This window comes from Pseudomonas kilonensis (assembly GCF_001269885.1).
Taxonomy (GTDB): Bacteria; Pseudomonadota; Gammaproteobacteria; order Pseudomonadales; family Pseudomonadaceae; genus Aquipseudomonas; species Aquipseudomonas kilonensis.
The window spans coordinates 18,928-38,462 of sequence record NZ_LHVH01000008.1 but is presented as its reverse complement, the minus strand read 5'-3'; the positions used below and the strand labels follow the sequence as shown (position 1 = coordinate 38,462).

The following is a 19,535-nucleotide window of genomic DNA, read 5'->3' as shown; positions in this document are numbered from 1 at the left end:
GCACGCAAACTAACGCTTAAAAACCAACAACTCAAACGGGAACGCTTTCAATGCATTTCAAAGAAGGGTCAAGACTGCAACATGCTCTTTTATTTATATGGACGACAACTAAAGCGAAAGAATCGAATGCACGGTCCTGAAGGCGATGTTTCTCTTTTGTGGCGAGGGAGCCCCCGCCGCGTCTTCGACGCTGCGCTGTCGCGCAGGGAACAAGGCCCTGTGGCGAGGGGATTTATCCCCGCTGGGGCGCGCAGCGGCCCTAAAGCAGTCAACTCAATCTTCCTGGCACACCGAGTTGCCTGGTTTTGGGGGCTGCTGCGCAGCCCAGCGGGGCGGTGCGACGTTTCGCTAAATCCCCTCGCCACAAAGGGAGTGTTCTTTCCTACCTGAGACACATGGCCGACTTATTTCAGCAGAATTTTTTTATTAAAAATCAGCAAGTTGTAATTTGTTCCATGAGAGCTTGCTCCCGCTGGGCTGCGCCGTAGGAGCTGTCGAGTGCAACGAGGCTGCGATCTTTCCACTGACAATTGAATCGAGAGCAAAAGATCAAAATCAAAAGATCGCAGGCTTCGCCAGCTCCTACAGAGCCCAGCGGGAGCAAGCTCCCTCGCCACAGTAACGCCCCCCACCACAGAACAGTGTCGCGGTTCAGGCAGGTTTGGCCCCATACCAGCGCGGCGTATACACCCAGTTTCCACCGGATGCGCGCGGGAACACGCAGGTGGTGGAGGAGCCGATCAGGACCATGGTGCGCATATCTACCTGCTCGGCCGTGAGCTGCCCCAACGTGGTGACACGCAGGGTCTGGCCTGGGCGACCGATGTCGCGCCCCAACACCACCGGCGTCTCCGGCGTGCGGTGCTGGGCGACGATCTCCAGCGCTCGCCCCAATTGCCACGGTCGCGCACGGGAAATCGGGTTGTAGAAAGCCAACGCCAGATCGGCTTCGGCCGCCAGGTCCAGGCGTTTTTCGATGATCGACCATGGTTTGAGATTGTCCGACAGCGACATCACGCAGAAGTCATGCCCCAACGGCGCACCGGCCTGGGCGGCGGTGGCGAGGGAGGCGGACACACCGGGCAGGATCTCCAGGTCAACCTGGTGCCAGGTCGGGTCGCTGGACTCGTGCAACGCTTCGAGCACCGCCGCCGCCATGGCGAATACACCCGGGTCGCCGGACGACACCACGATCACCGAACGGCCTTGGGCGGCCAATTCAAAGGCGTGTCGCGCACGCTGCATTTCTTCGCGATTGTCGGTGCAGTGCAGCACTTGATCGTCGCGAAACGGGCCGGCCATGCGCACATAGGTTTCGTAGCCAAGCACATCGGTGGCCCGCGCCAGTTCAGCCTTCACCGCCGGCACCATCAGTTCGGCCGCGCCCGGCCCCAGGCCGATCACCGCCAGGCGTCCGCGCGGACGACCGATTTGGGTCACCTCCAAGGGCTGCGCAGCAACGGCGATGGCCAGGTTGTCCGTCGCCGAAAGGATGTTCGCCGCCGGCACCGAACTGCGCGCCAAGGTGGCGGCATCGCCGGTCATCGCCACAAAGCGCAGCGCCACCCCGAGTTCCAGCGCCGCTTCACGCAAGGCCGTGCTGGCCATCAGCGTCTGCGCCGCCACCAGGCACGCCAGGCTCGGAATCGCCACGTTGGCTTGCTGCAAAGCGGCACAAATGGCGCCCGGCAGATCAGCCACCTCGGCGCTCACCACCACCGCGACACTGCGCGGATAAATCAGCAGTTCATGGGCGCTCGCCTCACGCTCGGCATGGCCGACGTGGATCGTGCGTCGGGCTTGCGGGTCTTGCGGCAACTGCGCCTGATCCAACCACGGCGCTGCACCTTCGATGCGCACCGGTTCACCGGCCAACAGGTCGGAGACGAAGCGCTTACCCTGCTCCAGGTCGCCGAGGCTGTAGCCGCTGGGTGGATTGAGCAGGCAGGTGCCAAAACGCAATTCGCCGCTGGTGGTAATCGCCGGCGCCACTTGCAGCGTTGCCGCGATGTCCCGGGCCAGGACGTTGACCCCGCCCAGGCCGCCCAGCAGCGGCACCACGGCGCTGCCATCCTCGGCCACTGCCAGCACCGGCGGCTCGACGCCTTTTTCCAGCAACAGCGGCGCCAGGGTGCGGATGACGATGCCCGCCGCGCACAGGGCGATGATTGGTGTGTTCTGTTGGTAGAGCTCGCGCAACGTCGCGCCGAACTCGAGGTATTGGCGATCCGCGCCCTCGACCCTTGCGGCCAGGCCGTGGATCACGGCGTCGGGATAGCGTTGCTGGATCCGCCGGGCCGTTGCGAGGCTGCCCGGGCCGAGGATGACGATGGCCGGCGCGGAAGAAGTCATCAACCCTGCCACCGTTCGCCCGGGACAATGATCAGCGAGAAGTACGGCGAAGACATCGGCTCGACGTCATCCAACGGCACGATTTTCTGGTTGGCCATGGTTGCCCGCTCGACGTACAGCGCCCGTCCGTCCATACCCAATTCCTGAAGCACTTGGCGAACCTTGGGGAAATTGCGCCCCAGCTTCATGATCACCGCCGCATCGGCGTCGGCCAGGCGACGCTTGAGATCGTCGTGGGGCAGGACGCCGGAGAGCACCGACAGGCTCTGGTTGCGATAGACCAGCGGCGCACCGAGCACCGAGGCCCCGCCCAGCATCGAGCACACGCCGGGAATGACTTGGGCCTCATAGCGCTCGGCCAGGCGATCGTGCAGGTACATGTAGGAGCCGTAGAAAAACGGATCGCCCTCACAGATCACCGCCACGTCGCGACCGGCATCCAGGTGCACGGCCAACTGCTCGGCGGCGGTGTCGTAGAAGTCGGCGATCACCTGTTCATAGGACAGCGGCGCCGGCAACGCTTCGGTGGTGACCGGGTAGACCAGCGGCAGCAACGTCTGCGCGTCCTGCAAATGGGCCTCGATGATGCCGAAGGCGTTGCCCTTCTTGCCCTTGGCGACGAAGTACGCCACCACCGGCGATTCGCGCAGCAGGCGCAGGGCCTTGACCGTAATCAGTTCCGGGTCACCGGGGCCCACGCCGAGGCCGATCAGACGTCCAGGCTGCTGCATCATTCAATCTCCGTAGCGAGGGCGTTGACGGCGGCGGCGGCCATGGCGCTACCGCCCAGGCGGCCTTGCATGATCACGAACGGCACGCCGCGGCTGTTGGCTGCCAGCATCGCCTTGGACTCGGCGGCGCCGACGAAGCCCACCGGAAAACCGAGGATCAGTGCCGGTTTCGGCGCGCCGGCATCGAGCATTTCCAACAGGTAGAACAGCGCGGTCGGCGCGTTGCCGATGACCACGACGCTGCCTTCCAGGTGCGGGCGCCACAGCTCCAGCGCCGCCGCCGAACGGGTGTTGCCCAGCTCCAGGGCCAATGCCGGCACGGCCTCGTCGCGCAAGGTGCAGATCACCGGATTGTTGGCCGGCAGACGAGCCCGGGTCACGCCTTCGGAGACCATCCGCGCATCACACAGGATCGGCGCACCGGCAGCCAGCGCCTGGCGCCCGGCCGTGCCCGCGCCCTCGGAAAACTGCAAGCCATCGATGGCCTCGACCATGCCGCAGGCGTGGATCACCCGCACCGCGAGTTTTTCCAGGTCGGCCGGAATGCGCGCCAGGTTGGCTTCGGCGCGGATGATCGCGAAGGAGTTGCGATAGATCTCCTGACCGTCGCGGATGTAATCAAGCATCAAGGGGGCTCCGGGGGCGAGCGTCGAGCCAGTGGCCGAGCGCTTCAATAGTCAGATTGTGTGCCTGCAACGCGCCGAAACCCGGCAGCGTGGCATCGCGAAAATACAGGTCATAACGACCGGGGGCGACCGCCAGCAAGGTGGCGGGCGCGATATGGGCTGCCGCGCAGGAACGCGGGCAGCCCGACAGATGGACCTTCAGGGTCTGGCCCTGGCGTTGCAACAGCTCGGCCAGTTGGCGAGCGTCGGCCTTGGTGTCGGCCAGGGCTTTGCCGCAGCCACTGGAACCGGTGCAGGCGATGAGTTGTGCCAGGGGCTGATCGACCGAGCACAACAGGCCCAACCCCTCAAGCCGCGCCAGCACTTCGTCGGCGTCCTCGCGGCGCACGTTGGGCAGCAGCAGGCTTTGCCAAGGGGTGAAACGAAGGCTTGCGTCGCCCTTCTCCCGTGCCAATTGCGCCGCCCCCCGCAGCATGCCGGCGTCGAGTCGGCCAAGGGGCGCCGCCGCGCCGACGTAGACACGGTCGTCGTGCTGGGGATGAACGCCGATATGCAGTCCGTCGATGGACACGCTCCGCTGCCAATCCAGGCAAGTTTGCAGCGGCACGCGGCGGGCCAATCGGGTCATGAATTCATCGCTGGGGATTTCAGCCAACAAGTGACGCATGCGGATCTGGTCCGGGCGCGCCAGGTCGAGGAACAGTTCCAGCACCGCCACCACCAAGGCATGCCCCTGGGCCAGGGGCACCCTGCCTGCCGGTTTATCCAATGGGCAACCGGCCAAGCCGAAGGCCAGCCAAGGCTCGCTATCACGGACCAGGGCCGACAACCACAGGTCATGGTGATGTTCGAGCATCGCCAACGCTTCACCACCGTCCAGTTGCACGGCGAACTTGGCCGACAACTCAGGGAAGCGTTCGTGGGTTTGCAGGGTGCAGAGGATCTGCGCCGCCAATGGGCGGGTGTCGAACAGCATCTGCCGGTCGATCCCGGCCGACGGGCTGAGCATCAGGTTGCGCACGTCATCGCCGGCCGGCTTGCGCGGACCAAGCCCGGCGGCCAGCAAGGGTTCAATCAGCGCGTCGTGCTCGGGGCCGATCCCGCGAATTTGCAGGTTGGCCCGGTTGGTCGCCTCGATCACGCCGCCGGCGAACCGCTCGGCCACCGACGCCACGACTTCGGCCTGATCCGCCTGGATGGCACCGCCATCGAGCTTGATCCGACAGATCCCACCGTCCAACGCCTGGACGACACGCAGCAACCCCGGGCAACCGGAGGGGCGTACGACGTTGGAGGATGGACGTTCGTTCAAGGGAAAACCGACAAATAAGAAACGCCGCATCGGCGAAGGACCGCCATTATGCCTGCTTTGCCAGGGGTCATGAAAAGCTTGCCGGTCGGATTGCTGACGGCGGGCACACAATTTCCGAACGCCCCCATTCCAAACTGTGGGAGCGAGCCTGCTCGCGAAAGCGGTCTGTCTGAAAAGGTGATATCGGATGCACCGCCGCCTTCGCGAGCAAGCCCGCTCCCACAGTTTTGATCGAAGTGTTCACAAATCCCCTGTGGGAGCGGGCTTGCTCGCGAAAGCGGTCCAGCAGCCACAATGATGTTGCGCCTGGCGCCTGATCCGCCGGGGCGCGGTATGATGGCGGCCCGGTTCGCGGCGGCAACGCGCCTGTCGATCAACCCAATTATTCGAGGAACAGAGATGACCCCCTGGCTGACCGTAGTGGGCATCGGTGAAGACGGCTTCAAGGGCCTGGGCCGAACGGCTCGCCATGCCTTGCTGCGGGCGTCACGCATTGTCGGCAGCGACCGGCAACTGGCGCTGCTGCCGCTGTGCATCCGCGGCCAACGGGAGCTGTGGCCCAGCCCGTTCTCCCTGGAACCGCTGCTTGCTCGGCAGGCTGAGCCGGTGTGCGTGCTGGCCAGCGGCGATCCGATGTTCTACGGCGTGGGTGCCAGCCTGGCGAAACAGGTGCCGAGTGATCAGATGCTGGTCATCCCCGCGCCCTCCTCCTGCTCGCTGGCTGCGGCGCGCATGGGCTGGCCGTTGCAAGAGGTGGTCACGCTGTCGTTGGTGGCGCGGCCCCTGGCGGCGCTCAATGTTCACTTATCCACAGGTGTCAGGCTGTTGCTGCTGAGCAACGACCGCCGCAGCCCCGCCGCTGTGGCAACGCTACTACGCGAGCGCGGCTTCGGCCCGAGCACCATGACCGTGCTGGAGCATCTGGGCGGTGCGGCGGAACGACGGATCGACGGTTGCGCCGCGCAGTGGTCCGATGACACCGTCGCCGACCTGAACCTGATCGCCATCGAATGCCGGGCCGAACCGTCGACACCGCGCCTGTCACGCCTGGCCGGTTTGCCGGACACCGCCTTCGAGCATGACGGCCAGTTGACCAAACGCGACGTGCGCGCCATCACCCTCGCCCGCCTCGCCCCGACCCCCGGCGAGTTGCTCTGGGATGTCGGCGCCGGCAGCGGCTCCATCGGCATCGAATGGATGCGCACCCACCCCAGTTGCCGGGCCCTGGCCATCGAAGCTGACGAAGGCCGCCAAGGCTTGATCGAACGCAACCGCGACACCCTCGGTGTGCCTGGCCTGCAACTGATTCGCGGCAAAGCCCCCCAGGCGCTGGAGAACCTGGAGCGGCCGGACGCGGTGTTCATCGGCGGCGGCGTCACCCGCGAAGGCGTGCTCGACGCCTGCTGGGCCCAACTCAAGCCCGGCGGCCGGCTCGTCGCCAATGCCGTGACCCTGCAAAGCGAAACGGCCCTGATGCACTGGCGCGAACGTCACGGCGGTGAACTGACCCGCATCCACATCGCCCAGGCCCAGCCCTTGGGCGAGTTCGACACCTGGCGCCAGGCCTTGCCGATCACCTTGCTCGACCTGGTCAAACCTCTCGATGCGTGACGAAACCGCCGAACAACCCGCCCCGCTGCGCAGCGGCCTGACCACCGGCAGTTGCGCCACGGCCACCAGCCTGGCGGCCGCTCGATTACTGCTGCGCGGCACCGAAGCCGATGCCGTGGAAATCGTACTGCCCAAGGGCAAGCAGGTACAGATGCGCCTGGAGTTCTGCCGGCTGACCGAACAAGGCGCCGAAGCCGGGACGATCAAGGACGCGGGCGATGACCCGGACGTAACCCACGGCGCCCTGTTGTTTTCCCAGGTGCGCTTGATCGCCGAGCCCGGTGTACGTTTCGTCGCGGGTCGCGGCGTCGGCACGGTGACGCGACCGGGGTTGGTGCTGAACGTCGGTGAACCGGCGATCAACCCGGTGCCGCGCAAAATGATCAACGACCACCTGGGTCGGCTGGCCGAGGAAAGCGGTTACGCCGGCGGCTTCGAAGTCACGGTCAATGTCGAGGGCGGCGAAGCCCTGGCGCTGAAAACCATGAATCCGCGCCTGGGGATTCTTGGCGGCCTGTCGATCCTCGGCACCAGCGGCATCGTCCGGCCGTTCTCCTGCGCGGCCTACATTGCCTCGATCCACCAGGGTATCGACGTGGCAAAAACCAACGGCTATCTGCACATCGCCGCCTGCACCGGCAACGCCAGCGAAGACACCATGCGCCGGGTCTACAACCTGCCGGAAATCGCCCTGATCGAAATGGGTGATTTCGTCGGCGCCGTGCTCAAACATGTGCGCAAGGTCCCGGTGGATAAGCTCAGCCTCTGCGGCGGCTTTGGCAAAATCAGCAAACTCGCCGCCGGCCACATGGACCTGCACAGCCGTCACTCGAGCATCGACCTGCCACAACTGGCCGAGTGGGCCGCCGCCATCGGTGCCGATGAAGCGCTGCAGCAAGGCATCCGCGCGGCCAACACCAGCCAGCAAGCCCTGGCAATGGCCAGCGCCGCCGGCATCGCCCTCGGCGATGCTGTGTGTGAGCACGCGCTGGCCTTCGCTCGCAGCGTGGTGCCGGCCCAGGTCCAGGTCGAAGTCTTCGCCATCGACCGCCAGGGCGGGATCGTCGGTCACGCCGGAGCCTTGTTATGAAACGTATCCTGCTGCTCGGTGGCGTCACCGAAGCCCTGGCCATCGCCCGCACCCTCGGCCCCCAACACATCTACAGCCTGGCCGGCATCGGCCGCGTCCCCACCGACCTGACCTGCCAGGTGCGCGTCGGCGGCTACGGCGGCGCCGAAGGGTTGGCACAGTTCATCCGCGCCGAGGGCATCGACCTGCTGCTGGACGCCACCCACCCCTACGCCGCCCAAATCAGCCACAACGCCGCCCACGCCGCCCGCGCCTGCGCCGTCCCCTGCTGGGCCCTGCGCCGCCCGGCCTGGCAGCCCCAGGCCGGCGATGACTGGCGCGAAGTGGCCGACTGGAGCGAACTGATCCAGGCCCTGCAACCCTTCCACCGCCCCCTCTTCACCCTCGGTCGTGAGCCGCTGCAACACCTGCATGAAATCCCGCCCGAGCAATTCTGGACCCTGCGTGCCCTGGACGTTTACCCCGGCAATGAGCGCTGCGAAGTGATTGGTGCCCGTGGGCCGTTTCACATCGAGGGCGAGCGCGAGCTGTTCGAACGACGGCAGATCGATGTGCTGGTCAGCAAGAACAGCGGCAGTACGGCCACCGAGCCGAAACTGGAGGTGGCGCGGGAGCGAGGGGTGCCCGTGTTGGTGTTGAAGCGGCCGGTGTTGCCGGGGGTGGATCGGGAGTTTGGGACGGTGGATGAGGTGTTACAGGGGCTGCGGCAGTTGGTCTGACAGAAAACTGCACCGTCCTACAAGCCTGTCCTGTCAGAACTACGTCAGCAGGCTACATCACCTTGCGCCGCTACCTACAACTACGCCAGAATCCGCCGGCTTGTGCGCCTTGGAGACCATCGGTAACTTGATTCCCGTCACTGCCCATCAGTGATCGGGTTTAGTCGCCCGGGGTTTTCAGCAGGTTCACAAGCCCCGTCAGTCAGGTATCTCATCCCTGCACTCGATGGTGGTTGTGCGCAGGGCGCCTTCGGGCGCGCCGGTAATGCTGGACTCCCCGGTCGACTAACCTGCGCACAGCCGCCGCCCTTCGTTTAGTCGCGAAACGGTTGCGGCTCCATAACATGGAGTTTCCAGCAATGTTCAAGAACACACCGAATCCCCCAACCCCAGACGACCATACATCCCGTTGCCAGTCGGCCAACGCCAAAAAACTCGACGATGCGGCCACCCGCGCCTTGGACTATTACCTCAAGCCGTCAGCCGACAAAGAACCATCCGACAGGCTAGATACCCTTTTCGTCATCGCACCTAATATCGACGCCGAATGCCTGCTCGCCAACCTCAGCGAAACCCTGGCCTCGGCCAATGCCATGGTCAGCGACCTCGCATTCGATCTGGAGGGCTCGCGACGACATATCGCGCAAGGGGTCCAGCAGATGATTGAGCTGGGCCAGTTGTTGGCGAATCGGGCATTGGATGTGGTCGACCCGAGATAAGCGACAGGACGTTGGGTTTGATCAAAATCGATTGGTCAAACCCACCCCTGTGGCGAGGGGATTTATCCCCGCTGGGCTGCGAAGCAGTCCCAAAACATAAGCTCACAGTTTTGTCTGGCGGACTGCATTCACTGCTCTTGGGGCTGCTACGCAGCCCAGCGGGGATAAATCCCCTCGCCACAAGGATCTCATGCACCGTCAGAAGGTGGATGACATTACCAATGGAGAGTCAGTCATGGTCGAAAAACTCACGCGTTTCGACGCTGCAACCTATCTCAATACATATGAGGAAATGGTCGCTTATCTGGTTGCCTGTTTCGAAGAGGATGCCGGTGATGGGATACTGATTCGCGCGGCCCTTAACGACGTCGCACAGGCAAAAGGGATGATGCAAGCCACTCCCAATGAAGATATAGAACAATCGAGTACCAACTGATCAAAATCCCTCGCCACAAAAACACTCACTCGAAGATCTGTTGCTACTGTTAACACCAGCCCTGCGACCCTACACCGCACGTGGCCTTTTTACTTCTCAACCCCGATCAGGCTAAATACCGCCACCTGATCGCCCATCGAGCGGATTGCCCCATGTCCCGACAACGGCTTGCATTTGCCTGGATCGCCTGCTTCGCAGTGCTGTTCAACATGCTTGCCATGCCGCTTTCCAACAGTGGCGGTGCAACCGCCAACTCGCCAGCCGAGCAACTGCTGTGGGGCAGTTTCTGTTCCTCCAGCGGCACGAAGATGCTGGCGATTTCCCTGGGCAAACTCGAACAAGACACACCGCAGAAAGACAGTCACTCGACCATGCAGCATTGCTGGTGCTGCTCCGGTTCAGCGCCGTTGGTGGCGCTCGCCGGGCATGTCCCGCAGTTGTATCTGGATGCACAGCTGGCCCATCGCGGTGCCGTCCATTCGAAGCTCGACAGCCCCACGCCACGCCAGCAGTGGCCCAGCCTCAATCCCCGCGCCTCGCCTCTGGCCTGATTCTTCCCGCATCAAACTGCGCCCCTGAATCGTTCCGGAGAATTGCCATGTTGAACAGACTTATCCTGCTGGCTGCCCTATTGCTTCCCGTCGGCTTCGCCCAAGCTCACCAGTACAAGGTGGGCGAGCTTGAGATCGCCCATCCGTGGTCCCAGGAGTTGCCGCCCAACGCACCGACCGTGGCCGCGTATTTCGTGATTCACAACGGCGGCACCACCGCCGACAAGCTGCTCAGCGTCGACTCGCCGATTGCCGGCAAGGCCGAGCTCCACGAGCATGTGATGCAAAACGACCTGATGAAAATGCAGCCGGTGCCCATCGTTGATATCGCCCCCGGTGCGACCGTCACCTTCGCGCCGATGGCGTATCACGTGATGCTGCTGGACCTGAAGGACCGCAGCCTGCTCAGCGATGGCAAACGCTTTGCCATGACCCTGCATTTTGAAAAAGCCGGGGATGTCACGGTCGACGTTGCGGTGCAGAAAAAAGCACCCGACGGCACCAAGACGCACATGCACGCCCAGTAGTCGTATCCGCCCGTGCAACCTCTTCGCGCCAGGCAGTCCATGCCCCGCCGTCAGCCCATGAGCCTGACACGCGGCAGTTGGATCAGCCTGTTCGCCATGCTGATGATCTTTATCGGTCCGCTGATTTCCCAGTCGATGCCGATGAGTCAGCGCATGTCCATGCCTGTTTCCATGGACATGAACATGGAGATGGGCATGGACATGTCGGCGCACGAAGCGCCGGCAGCCGAACACTGCCCGCCCCAGAGCGAGCACCATGCGTTGTGGGAAAAGTGCGGCTATTGCAGCCTGCTGTTCAATTGCCCCGCACTGCCTGGCGGTCACACCTTCGCGGTCTTCGACACACCCCACACCAACACCTACACCAGCCCCTCCCCACGCCTGGGCCATGCCCGGCCAGCGTTCTTCCCAGGTGCCCGCACCCGCGCACCGCCCCTCGACGCGTAAGCCCGACACTTACCTTCACCCCGGTCGTACAAGACAGCCCCAGGCTGCCCGACCGCGTCGTCTACGTTTGTTCGATGGAATCATCATGTCCAGGTTTTCTGCTGACATCGCTTTGGGCGCTGCCCAGGTTCGCTGCCCCCTGAACGAGCCACGAGTTCGTTTACGCCAAACCATCGCCGCCCTGTGCGGCCTGCTGCTCACCCCACTCGTACTTGCCGATGAGCACGAGCATCACGACAAGCAGGTCGAAGAACTGAGCCCGACGGTCATCACCGCCATCGCCCCCAGCTCGCCCCTGACCATCGTCACCAACCCCAAGGACCCGCGCCAACCGGTGCCGGCCAGTGACGGCGGCGACTACCTCAAGACCATCCCCGGCTTCGCCCTGGTGCGCAACGGCGGCACCAATGGCGACCCGGTGTTGCGCGGCATGTTCGGCTCGCGGCTGAACATCCTCACCAACGGCAGCATGCTGTTGGGTGCTTGCCCAGGCCGGATGGACGCGCCGACGTCCTACATATCGCCGGAAACCTACGACAAGCTCACCGTCATCAAAGGCCCGCAAACCGTGCTCTGGGGCCCCGGTGCATCGGCCGGGACCGTGCTGTTCGAGCGCGAGCCGGAACAATTCGGCGAGCTCGGCACCCGGGTCAACGCCAGTGTACTGGCCGGCTCCAACGGCCGTTTCGACAAAGTGGTGGATGCCGCCGCCGGTGGGCCGCTGGGGTATGTACGGGTGATCGGCAACACCGCGCATTCGGACGATTACCGCGACGGCAACAACGACAGCGTGCCGTCGCGCTATGACAAGTGGAATGGCGACGTCACCCTCGGCTGGACCCCTGATGCCGATACCCTGCTGGAATTGACCGCCGGCAAGGGTGACGGTGAAGCGCGCTACGCCGGGCGCGGCATGGACGGCTCGCAGTTCAAGCGCGAAAGCCTCGGGCTGCGTTTCGAGCGCTCGAACATCGGCGAGGTGCTGGACAAGGTCGAGGCCCAGGTCTACTACAACTACGCCGACCACGTGATGGACAACTACACCCTGCGCACGCCGTCCGGCACCGGGATGATGGCTGGGCCCATGGCCTCCAACGTCGACCGCCGCACCCTCGGCGCCCGCATCAAGGCCACCTGGCGCTGGGCTGATGTGCAACTGATCAGCGGCCTCGACGCGCAGACCAACGAGCATCGCCAACGCAGCAGCATGGGCGTGGACACCTACAAGGACCTGCCGTACACCAAGGACGCCGACTTCCACAATTACGGCGTGTTCGGCGAGCTGACCTGGTACGCCGCCGACCGCGACCGAGTGATCACCGGCGCCCGGCTCGACCGTGCCTCGGCCAAGGACTACCGCCAGAGCCTCGGTTCCGGCATGTCGGCCCGACCCAATCCCACCGCCGATGACACCCGTGCCGACACGCTGCCCAGCGGTTTCGTCCGCTACGAACACGACCTGGACGACAGCCCCACCACCCTGTATGCCGGCGTCGGTCACGCGCAACGCTTCCCGGACTACTGGGAGCTGTTCTCGGCGAACGTCGGCCCCAGCGGCTCGCTGAATGCCTTCGACGCGATCAAGCCGGAGAAAACCACCCAGCTCGACTTCGGCCTGCAGTACAAGACCGAAACCCTCGAAGCCTGGGCGTCGGGTTATGTCGGCCAGGTGCGCGACTACATCCTGTTCGATTACACCCCCGGGATGATGGGCACCACCTCCCGGGCCGAGAACATCGATGCGCGGATCATGGGCGCTGAATTGGGTGCGGCCTACAAGCTGACCGAGCGCTGGAAAGCCGACGCCACCCTGGCCTATGCCTGGGGCAAGAACAGCAGCGACGGCAGCGCCCTGGCGCAAATGCCACCGCTGGACGCGCGCCTGGGCCTGACCTACAGCGAAGACCGCTGGAGCGCCGGCGCCCTGTGGCGGGTGGTGGCGGCGCAGCACCGGGTCGACGAGAACAAGGGCAACGTGGTGGGCAAGGACTACGGCAAGAGTTCGGGCTTCGGCGTGTTCTCACTCAACGGCGCCTACCGCATCAACCAGCACTGGAAGGTCAGCAGCGGTGTCGACAACCTGTTCGGCAAAGCCTACGCCGAGCACTTGAACCTGGCCGGCAACGCCGGGTTCGGCTACCCGGCGAGCGACCCGCAGGCCATCAACGAACCGGGGCGCACGCTCTGGACCAAGGTGGATATGAGTTTCTAAAAGCATCGCGGGCAAGCCTTGCTCCCACAGGTACTCCATTGCTGAGGGAACACAACGGGGCCCACAGCAATGACAAAGACTGTGGGAGCAAGGCTTGCCCGCGATCGGTTGCGCAGCAACCGAAAAATATAACAACCCAATTTGCCCTGCGGAGCGCTTTCTGATGAGCCAACCGAAACCCAATTTCTACAACCTGGCCTGGCGCTGGCATTTTTATGCCGGGCTGTTCGTGGCGCCGTTCATGGTGATGCTGGCCCTGACCGGGATCATTTACCTGTTCAAGCCGCAACTCGATCCACTGATGTACGGCAGCCTGTTGAACGTGCCGGCCGGGCATCACACCCTGACGGCGGACGACCTGCTCAAACAGGTCCGCCAGGCCTACCCCGAAGGCCAGGTCAAACAGTACCTGCCACCGGTCAATGCCGAGCGCAGCGCGCAATTCGTGGTGATCGACCAGGGCCGGGAACTGAACGTGTTCATCGACCCGTATCACGGCGATGTCCTCGGCGAGCAGGATGCGAAGAACAACCTGCAAGCCATGGCCCGGGCCATCCACGGCGAGTTGCTGATCGGCACGGTCGGTGACCGGCTGGTGGAAATGGCCGCCGGCTGGGGCGTGGTGCTGGTGGTCTCCGGGTTGTACCTGTGGTGGCCGCGCGGGCAATCGTCAGCCGGCGTGCTGTGGCCGCGCTGGAGCGCACGCGGTCGGCTGTTCTGGCGTGACCTGCACGTGGTCGTCGGTTTCTGGGGCGCAGCATTGCTGCTGGTGATGCTGCTCAGCGGCATGACCTGGACCGGCTTCTGGGGCAAGCAATACGCCAACCTCTGGAACCGCTTCCCGGCGGCGATGTGGAATGACGTGCCCAAGTCCGACGTCGAGGCCGGCAGCCTCAACAACGCCCATCGCCAGACCGTGCCGTGGGCGGTGGAAAACACGCCGATGCCGATGTCCGGCGACCATGCCGAGCACATGGGCCACGGCGGCATGCACGAAGGCCCCGCCGCCCCGACTGTCAGCCTGCAAGCGGTGCAGGACATCGCCACTGAACGCCAGGTCACGCCCGGCTACAGCATCACCCTGCCGACCACGGCCAGCGGCGTGTTCACCGTCGCCGTGTTTGCCGACGACCCGCGTAACGACGCCACCCTGCACGTGGACCAGTACTCCGGCAAGGTCCTGGCCGATGTGCGCTGGGAGCACTACGGCGTCGTGGCCCGCGCCACCGAAACCGGGGTGATGCTGCACGAAGGCAAGATGTTCGGCCCGCTGAACCAGATCATCGTGCTGCTGATTTGCCTGATGATCCTGCTCAGCGCCGTGAGTGGCCTGGTGATCTGGTGGAAGCGCCGGCCAGAAGGCAAGTTCGGCGTACCGCCGCTGCGTCACGACCTGCCGACCTGGAAGACCGGGGTGTTCATCATGCTGGCCCTGGCGGTGGTGTTTCCGTTGGTGGGGGCGTCGCTGGTGGTGGTGTGGTTGCTGGATCGCCTCGTTACCCGGCTCAATCGCCAGCCTGAGATTGCCTCATCTTCAAACTGAAGACAGTGCGTTAACGGAAGGCGGCGCGAAACCTCTACAATCGCGCCCGCCTTTCAAACCACGAACACAGTTCAAACTGTGGGAGCGGGCTGTGTGGGAGCAAAGCTTGCTCGCGATCCAGGCGCTGCGGTCCTCAAGAGACCGCGTCGTTTTCATCGCGGGCAAGCCTTGCTCCCACACAGCCCGCTCCCACAATGAGACTGTGTTTCACACCAAATGCCGAGTAGCTGCATGACCTCCCTAACCCTCTCCCACCTCGCCTGGGCGCCCCTGGGCCATGGCCACTGTCATCACCAGTTCCAGCTGCGTGACGTGACGTTGCAGGTGGCGGCCGGGGAGTTTGTCGGGTTGATCGGGCCCAACGGCAGCGGCAAGACCAGCCTGTTGCGCTGCGCCTATCGCTTCAGCCGGCCGGAACATGGCGAGGTGAAACTCGATCATCACAACGTCTGGAAGCAGTCCTCGCGCTGGTGCGCCCAACGCATCGCCGTGGTCCTGCAAGAGTTTCCCGACGCCTTCGGCCTGACGGTCGAGGAAGTGGTCGCCATGGGCCGCACGCCCCACAAAGGTCTGTTCGACGGCGACAATCACGACGACCGTCGACTCGTGCTCCAGGCACTGGAATCGGCCGGGCTTGCAGGCTTTGGCGAGCATGCATTCGCCACCCTCTCGGGCGGTGAGAAGCAACGGGTGATCCTTGCCCGGGCCCTGGCCCAGCAACCGCAGTTGTTGATCCTCGACGAACCGACCAATCACCTCGACCCCCACTATCAATTGCAATTGCTGCAACTGATCAAGGGCCTGGGCATCGGCACCCTCGCCAGCCTCCACGACCTGAACCTGGCCGCCGCCTTCTGCGACCGCCTGTACGTGATCGAACACGGGCGCATCGTCGCCAGCGGCACGCCCAAGGATGTCCTCACCGTCGAGCTGTTGCGCGCGGTGTTCGGCATCGAAGCCCTGGTGGATGAACACCCGCTGTCCGGCTACCCACGAATCACCTGGATAACCCAACCATGACTTTGCGTTCCCTGCTGTTGCTGCCCTTGCTGCTAGGCAGCGCCCACGCCCTGGCCGAAGCCACCCACTACCCCTTGACGATCCAGAGCTGCAATCGCCAGGTGGTGTTCAACGAGGCACCTCGGCACGCGGTCAGCCATGACATCAACATGACCCAGATGATGCTCGCCCTGGGCCTCAAGCCGCGCATGGTCGGCTACAGCGGCATCAGCGGCTGGAAATCGGTGACGCCCGAGATGACCAGGATCCTCGATGGCCTGCCGGAACTGGCCGCCAAGTACCCTTCGGTGGAAACCCTGCTCAATGCCAACGTCGATTTCTTCTTCGCCGGCTGGGACTACGGCATGCGCGTGGGTGGCGACCTGACCCCACAGACCCTGCAACCGCTGGGCATCAATGTCTATGAATTGACCGAGTCCTGCGCGTTCGTGATGAAGCGTCCAGCGGCCTCGCTGGAGGACACCTACAACGACCTGCGCAACCTCGGCAAGATCTTCGACGTGCAGGATCGCGCCAACGCGCTGATCGCCACGATGCAGGCCCAGGTGGCCGAAGTGCGCAAGCACCTGCCCGCCCAGCAACCGCGTGTGTTCCTGTACGACAGCGGCGAAGACCGCGCCATGACCTCCGGGCGCCTGGGCATGCCCCAGGCCCTGATCGATGCAGCCGGTGGGCGCAACATCCTCGATGACGTGGAAACCAGTTGGACCCGGGTGAACTGGGAGAACGTGGTCGAGCGCAACCCGCAGGTCATCGTGATCGTCGACTACGGCGAAGTCAGCGCCGAGCAGAAACAGCAATTCCTGCTGGACAACCCGGCCCTGCAATCGGTGGAGGCGATCCAGCAACGGCGCTTCATCGTGATCCCCTACGTGCAGGCCACGCCGGGCATCGATAACGTGCTGGCGGTGCAAACCCTGGCGCGGGGTTTCCACGGCCAATGAACGGTCGTCGCTACGGCGCCCTGTTGATGTTCCTCGGCGCACTGCTGCTGGTGTCGTGCGTGGTGTCCCTGGGTTTCGGGCCGGCGCGGGTGCCGGTGGCCGTGGTCTGGGACATCCTGCTGAACAAAGCCTTCGGAGTGGGTGACGTACATTGGACGCCCGGCCAGGAGCATATCGTCTGGCTGATCCGCGTCCCGCGGTTGTTGCTCGGTGCCTTGGTCGGCGCCGGGCTGGCGTTGATCGGTGCGGTGCTGCAAGCCGTCACGCGCAACCCGCTGGCGGACCCGCACCTGCTGGGCGTCACTTCTGGCGCGACCCTGGGGGCGGTCATCGTGGTGCTGCATGTCGGCGAGATTGTCGGCCTGCTGACCCTGCCGCTGGCGGCGTTCATCGGTGCGCTGCTGAGCATGCTGCTGGTGCTGACCATTGCTGCCCGCCAGGGTCGCCTGGAAAGTGATCGCCTGTTGTTGTGCGGCGTGGCGGTGTCCTTCGTGATGATGGCGGCGGCCAACCTGTTGTTGTTCCTCGGTGACCATCGCGCCAGTTCGGCGGTGATGTTCTGGATGCTCGGCGGCCTGGGCCTGGCCCGCTGGGAACTGCTGGCGGTGCCGGCGGCCAGTGTGGTGCTGGGACTGGTGTTGCTGCTGGGCATGGCCCGGCCGCTGAACGCGCTGATGGCCGGCGAACAGACCGCCGTGACCCTGGGCCTGAACGCGGCGAAGGTGCGGTGGTGGATCTTCTTGATCGCCTCGCTGATGACCGGCGTGCTGGTGTCCATCAGCGGTTCGATTGGTTTTGTCGGGCTGATGGTGCCGCACATTGCCCGGCGCCTGGTGGGCGCCGAGCATCGTCGGTTGCTGCCGGCTTGTGTGCTGCTTGGCAGCCTGTTCCTGGTGTGGGTGGACGTGGCGGCGCGGACGTTGATCGCGCCGGAAGACTTGCCGATTGGTGTCGCGACAGCCGCTATCGGCGGACTGTTTTTCATTGGCCTGATGCGCCGCCGCTGAACGGCGTCTTTTCCTGAATCACAAAAATCACCTGTGGGAGCGAGCTTGCTCGCGATGGTGATGGATCAGTCAAATTAGAGGTGACTGACACACCGCTATCGCGAGCAAGCGCGCTCCCACAGGGGCATCGCAACTCTCTCGCCCCAATGTGGCGCACCTCTTCGCACCAGCCCCCACAATGCGTTCACTCATGGTGCAACCGCTCGAACACATCCCACGCCAACCCCGCATTTCAACGCCTTCCCCCGACCGGGCACACCCCTTGCAAAAGCGCTTTCAGCGTTTGCATCTGCCCTCAAAAAAAATTCATAAGTCCACGGAGATCGCACAATGAAGCGTCGTAGCTTGATCAAGGCTTTTACACTCTCGGCAAGCATTGCCGCGATGGGCATGGCCTGGACCGTCCAGGCCGCCGAGACCATCAAGGTCGGCATCCTGCATTCGCTGTCCGGCACCATGGCGATCTCCGAGACGTCCCTCAAGGACATGGCGCTGATGACCATTGATGAGATCAACGCCAAGGGTGGTGTGAACGGCAAGAAGCTTGAAGCGGTGGTCGTGGACCCGGCGTCGAACTGGCCGCTGTTCGCCGAAAAGGGCCGTCAGTTGCTGACCCAGGACAAGGTCGCCGTGGTGTTCGGCTGCTGGACCTCGGTGTCGCGTAAATCCGTGCTGCCGGTGTTCGAAGAGCTCAATGGGCTGCTGTTCTACCCGGTGCAATACGAAGGTGAAGAGATGTCGCCAAACGTGTTCTACACCGGCGCCGCGCCGAATCAGCAGGCGATTCCGGCGGTGGAATACCTGATGAGCGAAGAAGGCGGCAGCGCCAAGCGTTATTTCCTGCTGGGCACCGACTACGTCTACCCGCGCACCACCAACAAGATCCTGCGCTCGTTCCTGCACTCCAAAGGCGTGGCAGACAAAGACATCGAAGAGGTCTACACCCCGTTCGGCCACAGCGACTACCAGACCATCGTGGCCAACATCAAGAAGTTCTCGGCCGGCGGCAAGACCGCCGTCATTTCCACGGTCAACGGCGACTCCAACGTGCCGTTCTATAAAGAACTGGCGAACCAGGGCCTGAAAGCCACCGACGTACCGGTCGTGGCGTTCTCGGTGGGCGAAGAGGAACTGCGCGGCATCGACACCAAACCGTTGGTGGGTAACCTGGCGGCGTGGAACTACTTCGAATCCGTGGAGAATCCGGCAAACAAGAAGTTCGTCGATTCCTGGAAAGCCTACGCCAAGGCCAAGAACCTGCCAGGCGCCGACAAAGCCGTGACCAACGACCCGATGGAAGCCACCTACGTTGGCATCCACATGTGGGCCCAAGCCGTGGAAAAAGCCAAGTCCACCGACGTCGACAAAGTCCGCGAAGCCCTGGCCGGCCAGACCTTCGCCGCACCGTCGGGCTACACCCTGACCATGGACAAGACCAACCATCACCTGCACAAGCCAGTGATGATCGGCGAGATCCAGGCCGACGGTCAGTTCAACGTGGTCTGGCAGACCGAAGGGCCGATCCGCGCCCAGCCTTGGAGCCCGTTCATCGCCGGCAACGACAAGAAGCCTGACTATGCGGTGAAGAGCAACTGAGCCTGGGAACAAGCCCCTAACTCTGTGGGAGCAAAGCTTGCTCGCGATCGCGGTCATCCAGACACACCGCCATCGCGAGCAAGCTTTGCTCC

Annotated in this window: 18 protein-coding genes; 14 read left to right on the top strand and 4 right to left on the bottom strand. The window is 63.9% G+C overall.

What is annotated here, in order from left to right:
• Positions 1 to 651 precede the first annotated feature (651 nt).
• The 4 genes from cobJ to cobG are packed head-to-tail and all read right to left on the bottom strand — an operon-like array spanning position 652 to position 5,021.
• Positions 652 to 2,352, bottom strand: a complete 1,701-nt coding sequence (gene cobJ, locus AD662_RS03250; RefSeq protein WP_053185418.1) for a precorrin-3B C(17)-methyltransferase — start codon at positions 2,350 to 2,352, stop codon at positions 652 to 654.
• Entirely contained in the window at positions 2,352 to 3,083 is a 732-nt protein-coding gene (locus AD662_RS03245) for a precorrin-2 C(20)-methyltransferase (protein ID WP_053185496.1), read from the bottom strand. The genes cobJ and AD662_RS03245 overlap by 1 nt, the downstream gene beginning before the upstream one ends.
• Positions 3,083 to 3,709, bottom strand: a complete 627-nt coding sequence (locus tag AD662_RS03240; RefSeq protein WP_018608196.1) for a precorrin-8X methylmutase — start codon at positions 3,707 to 3,709, stop codon at positions 3,083 to 3,085. The genes AD662_RS03245 and AD662_RS03240 overlap by 1 nt, the downstream gene beginning before the upstream one ends.
• A complete protein-coding gene (gene cobG, locus AD662_RS03235; protein WP_408003922.1) occupies positions 3,702 to 5,021 on the bottom strand; it encodes a precorrin-3B synthase in 1,320 nt (439 codons plus the stop codon). The genes AD662_RS03240 and cobG overlap by 8 nt, the downstream gene beginning before the upstream one ends.
• Positions 5,022 to 5,420: 399 nt before the next feature.
• On the opposite strand from cobG, the gene AD662_RS03230 reads away from it, so the two are divergent.
• The 14 genes from AD662_RS03230 (at position 5,421) to urtA (ending at position 19,443) form a co-directional block, all read left to right on the top strand.
• Positions 5,421 to 6,632, top strand: a complete 1,212-nt coding sequence (locus AD662_RS03230; protein WP_053185412.1) for a bifunctional cobalt-precorrin-7 (C(5))-methyltransferase/cobalt-precorrin-6B (C(15))-methyltransferase — start codon at positions 5,421 to 5,423, stop codon at positions 6,630 to 6,632.
• Positions 6,625 to 7,722, top strand: coding sequence for a cobalt-precorrin-5B (C(1))-methyltransferase (locus tag AD662_RS03225; protein WP_053177927.1), 1,098 nt, complete (start codon positions 6,625 to 6,627; stop codon positions 7,720 to 7,722). The genes AD662_RS03230 and AD662_RS03225 overlap by 8 nt, the downstream gene beginning before the upstream one ends.
• Positions 7,719 to 8,441, top strand: coding sequence for a cobalt-precorrin-6A reductase (locus tag AD662_RS03220; protein ID WP_053185409.1), 723 nt, complete (start codon positions 7,719 to 7,721; stop codon positions 8,439 to 8,441). The genes AD662_RS03225 and AD662_RS03220 overlap by 4 nt, the downstream gene beginning before the upstream one ends.
• 359 nt (positions 8,442 to 8,800) lie before the next feature.
• Positions 8,801 to 9,160, top strand: coding sequence for a DUF6124 family protein (locus AD662_RS03215; RefSeq protein WP_053185407.1), 360 nt, complete (start codon positions 8,801 to 8,803; stop codon positions 9,158 to 9,160).
• A 235-nt stretch (positions 9,161 to 9,395) separates the two neighbouring features.
• Positions 9,396 to 9,596 carry a helix-turn-helix domain-containing transcriptional regulator gene (locus tag AD662_RS03210; RefSeq protein ID WP_371915887.1) on the top strand — a complete coding sequence of 67 codons (201 nt, stop codon included), beginning with the start codon at positions 9,396 to 9,398 and terminating at the stop codon, positions 9,594 to 9,596.
• Between the two features lie 152 nt (positions 9,597 to 9,748).
• Positions 9,749 to 10,147: a DUF2946 domain-containing protein gene (locus AD662_RS03205; RefSeq protein WP_053185403.1), complete on the top strand. Its 399-nt coding sequence runs from the start codon at positions 9,749 to 9,751 to the stop codon at positions 10,145 to 10,147.
• Between the two features lie 47 nt (positions 10,148 to 10,194).
• Entirely contained in the window at positions 10,195 to 10,674 is a 480-nt protein-coding gene (locus tag AD662_RS03200) for a copper chaperone PCu(A)C (RefSeq protein ID WP_053185402.1), read from the top strand.
• A gap of 57 nt (positions 10,675 to 10,731) precedes the next feature.
• Entirely contained in the window at positions 10,732 to 11,121 is a 390-nt protein-coding gene (locus AD662_RS03195) for a DUF2946 domain-containing protein (protein WP_053185400.1), read from the top strand.
• Positions 11,122 to 11,206: 85 nt separating this feature from the next.
• Complete coding sequence (locus tag AD662_RS03190; RefSeq protein WP_053185397.1) at positions 11,207 to 13,333, top strand: TonB-dependent copper receptor; 2,127 nt, start codon at positions 11,207 to 11,209, stop codon at positions 13,331 to 13,333.
• 163 nt (positions 13,334 to 13,496) lie between these two features.
• Positions 13,497 to 14,876 carry a PepSY-associated TM helix domain-containing protein gene (locus AD662_RS03185; protein WP_053185396.1) on the top strand — a complete coding sequence of 460 codons (1,380 nt, stop codon included), beginning with the start codon at positions 13,497 to 13,499 and terminating at the stop codon, positions 14,874 to 14,876.
• A 231-nt stretch (positions 14,877 to 15,107) separates the two neighbouring features.
• Positions 15,108 to 15,896, top strand: a complete 789-nt coding sequence (locus AD662_RS03180; protein WP_018611901.1) for an ABC transporter ATP-binding protein — start codon at positions 15,108 to 15,110, stop codon at positions 15,894 to 15,896.
• Positions 15,893 to 16,840 carry an ABC transporter substrate-binding protein gene (locus AD662_RS03175; RefSeq protein WP_053185394.1) on the top strand — a complete coding sequence of 316 codons (948 nt, stop codon included), beginning with the start codon at positions 15,893 to 15,895 and terminating at the stop codon, positions 16,838 to 16,840. The genes AD662_RS03180 and AD662_RS03175 overlap by 4 nt, the downstream gene beginning before the upstream one ends.
• Positions 16,837 to 17,847: a FecCD family ABC transporter permease gene (locus AD662_RS03170; RefSeq protein ID WP_053185391.1), complete on the top strand. Its 1,011-nt coding sequence runs from the start codon at positions 16,837 to 16,839 to the stop codon at positions 17,845 to 17,847. Before AD662_RS03175 ends, AD662_RS03170 begins: the two co-directional genes overlap by 4 nt.
• A gap of 330 nt (positions 17,848 to 18,177) precedes the next feature.
• Entirely contained in the window at positions 18,178 to 19,443 is a 1,266-nt protein-coding gene (gene urtA, locus AD662_RS03165; RefSeq protein ID WP_014336360.1) for an urea ABC transporter substrate-binding protein, read from the top strand.
• Positions 19,444 to 19,535: the final 92 nt, after the last annotated feature.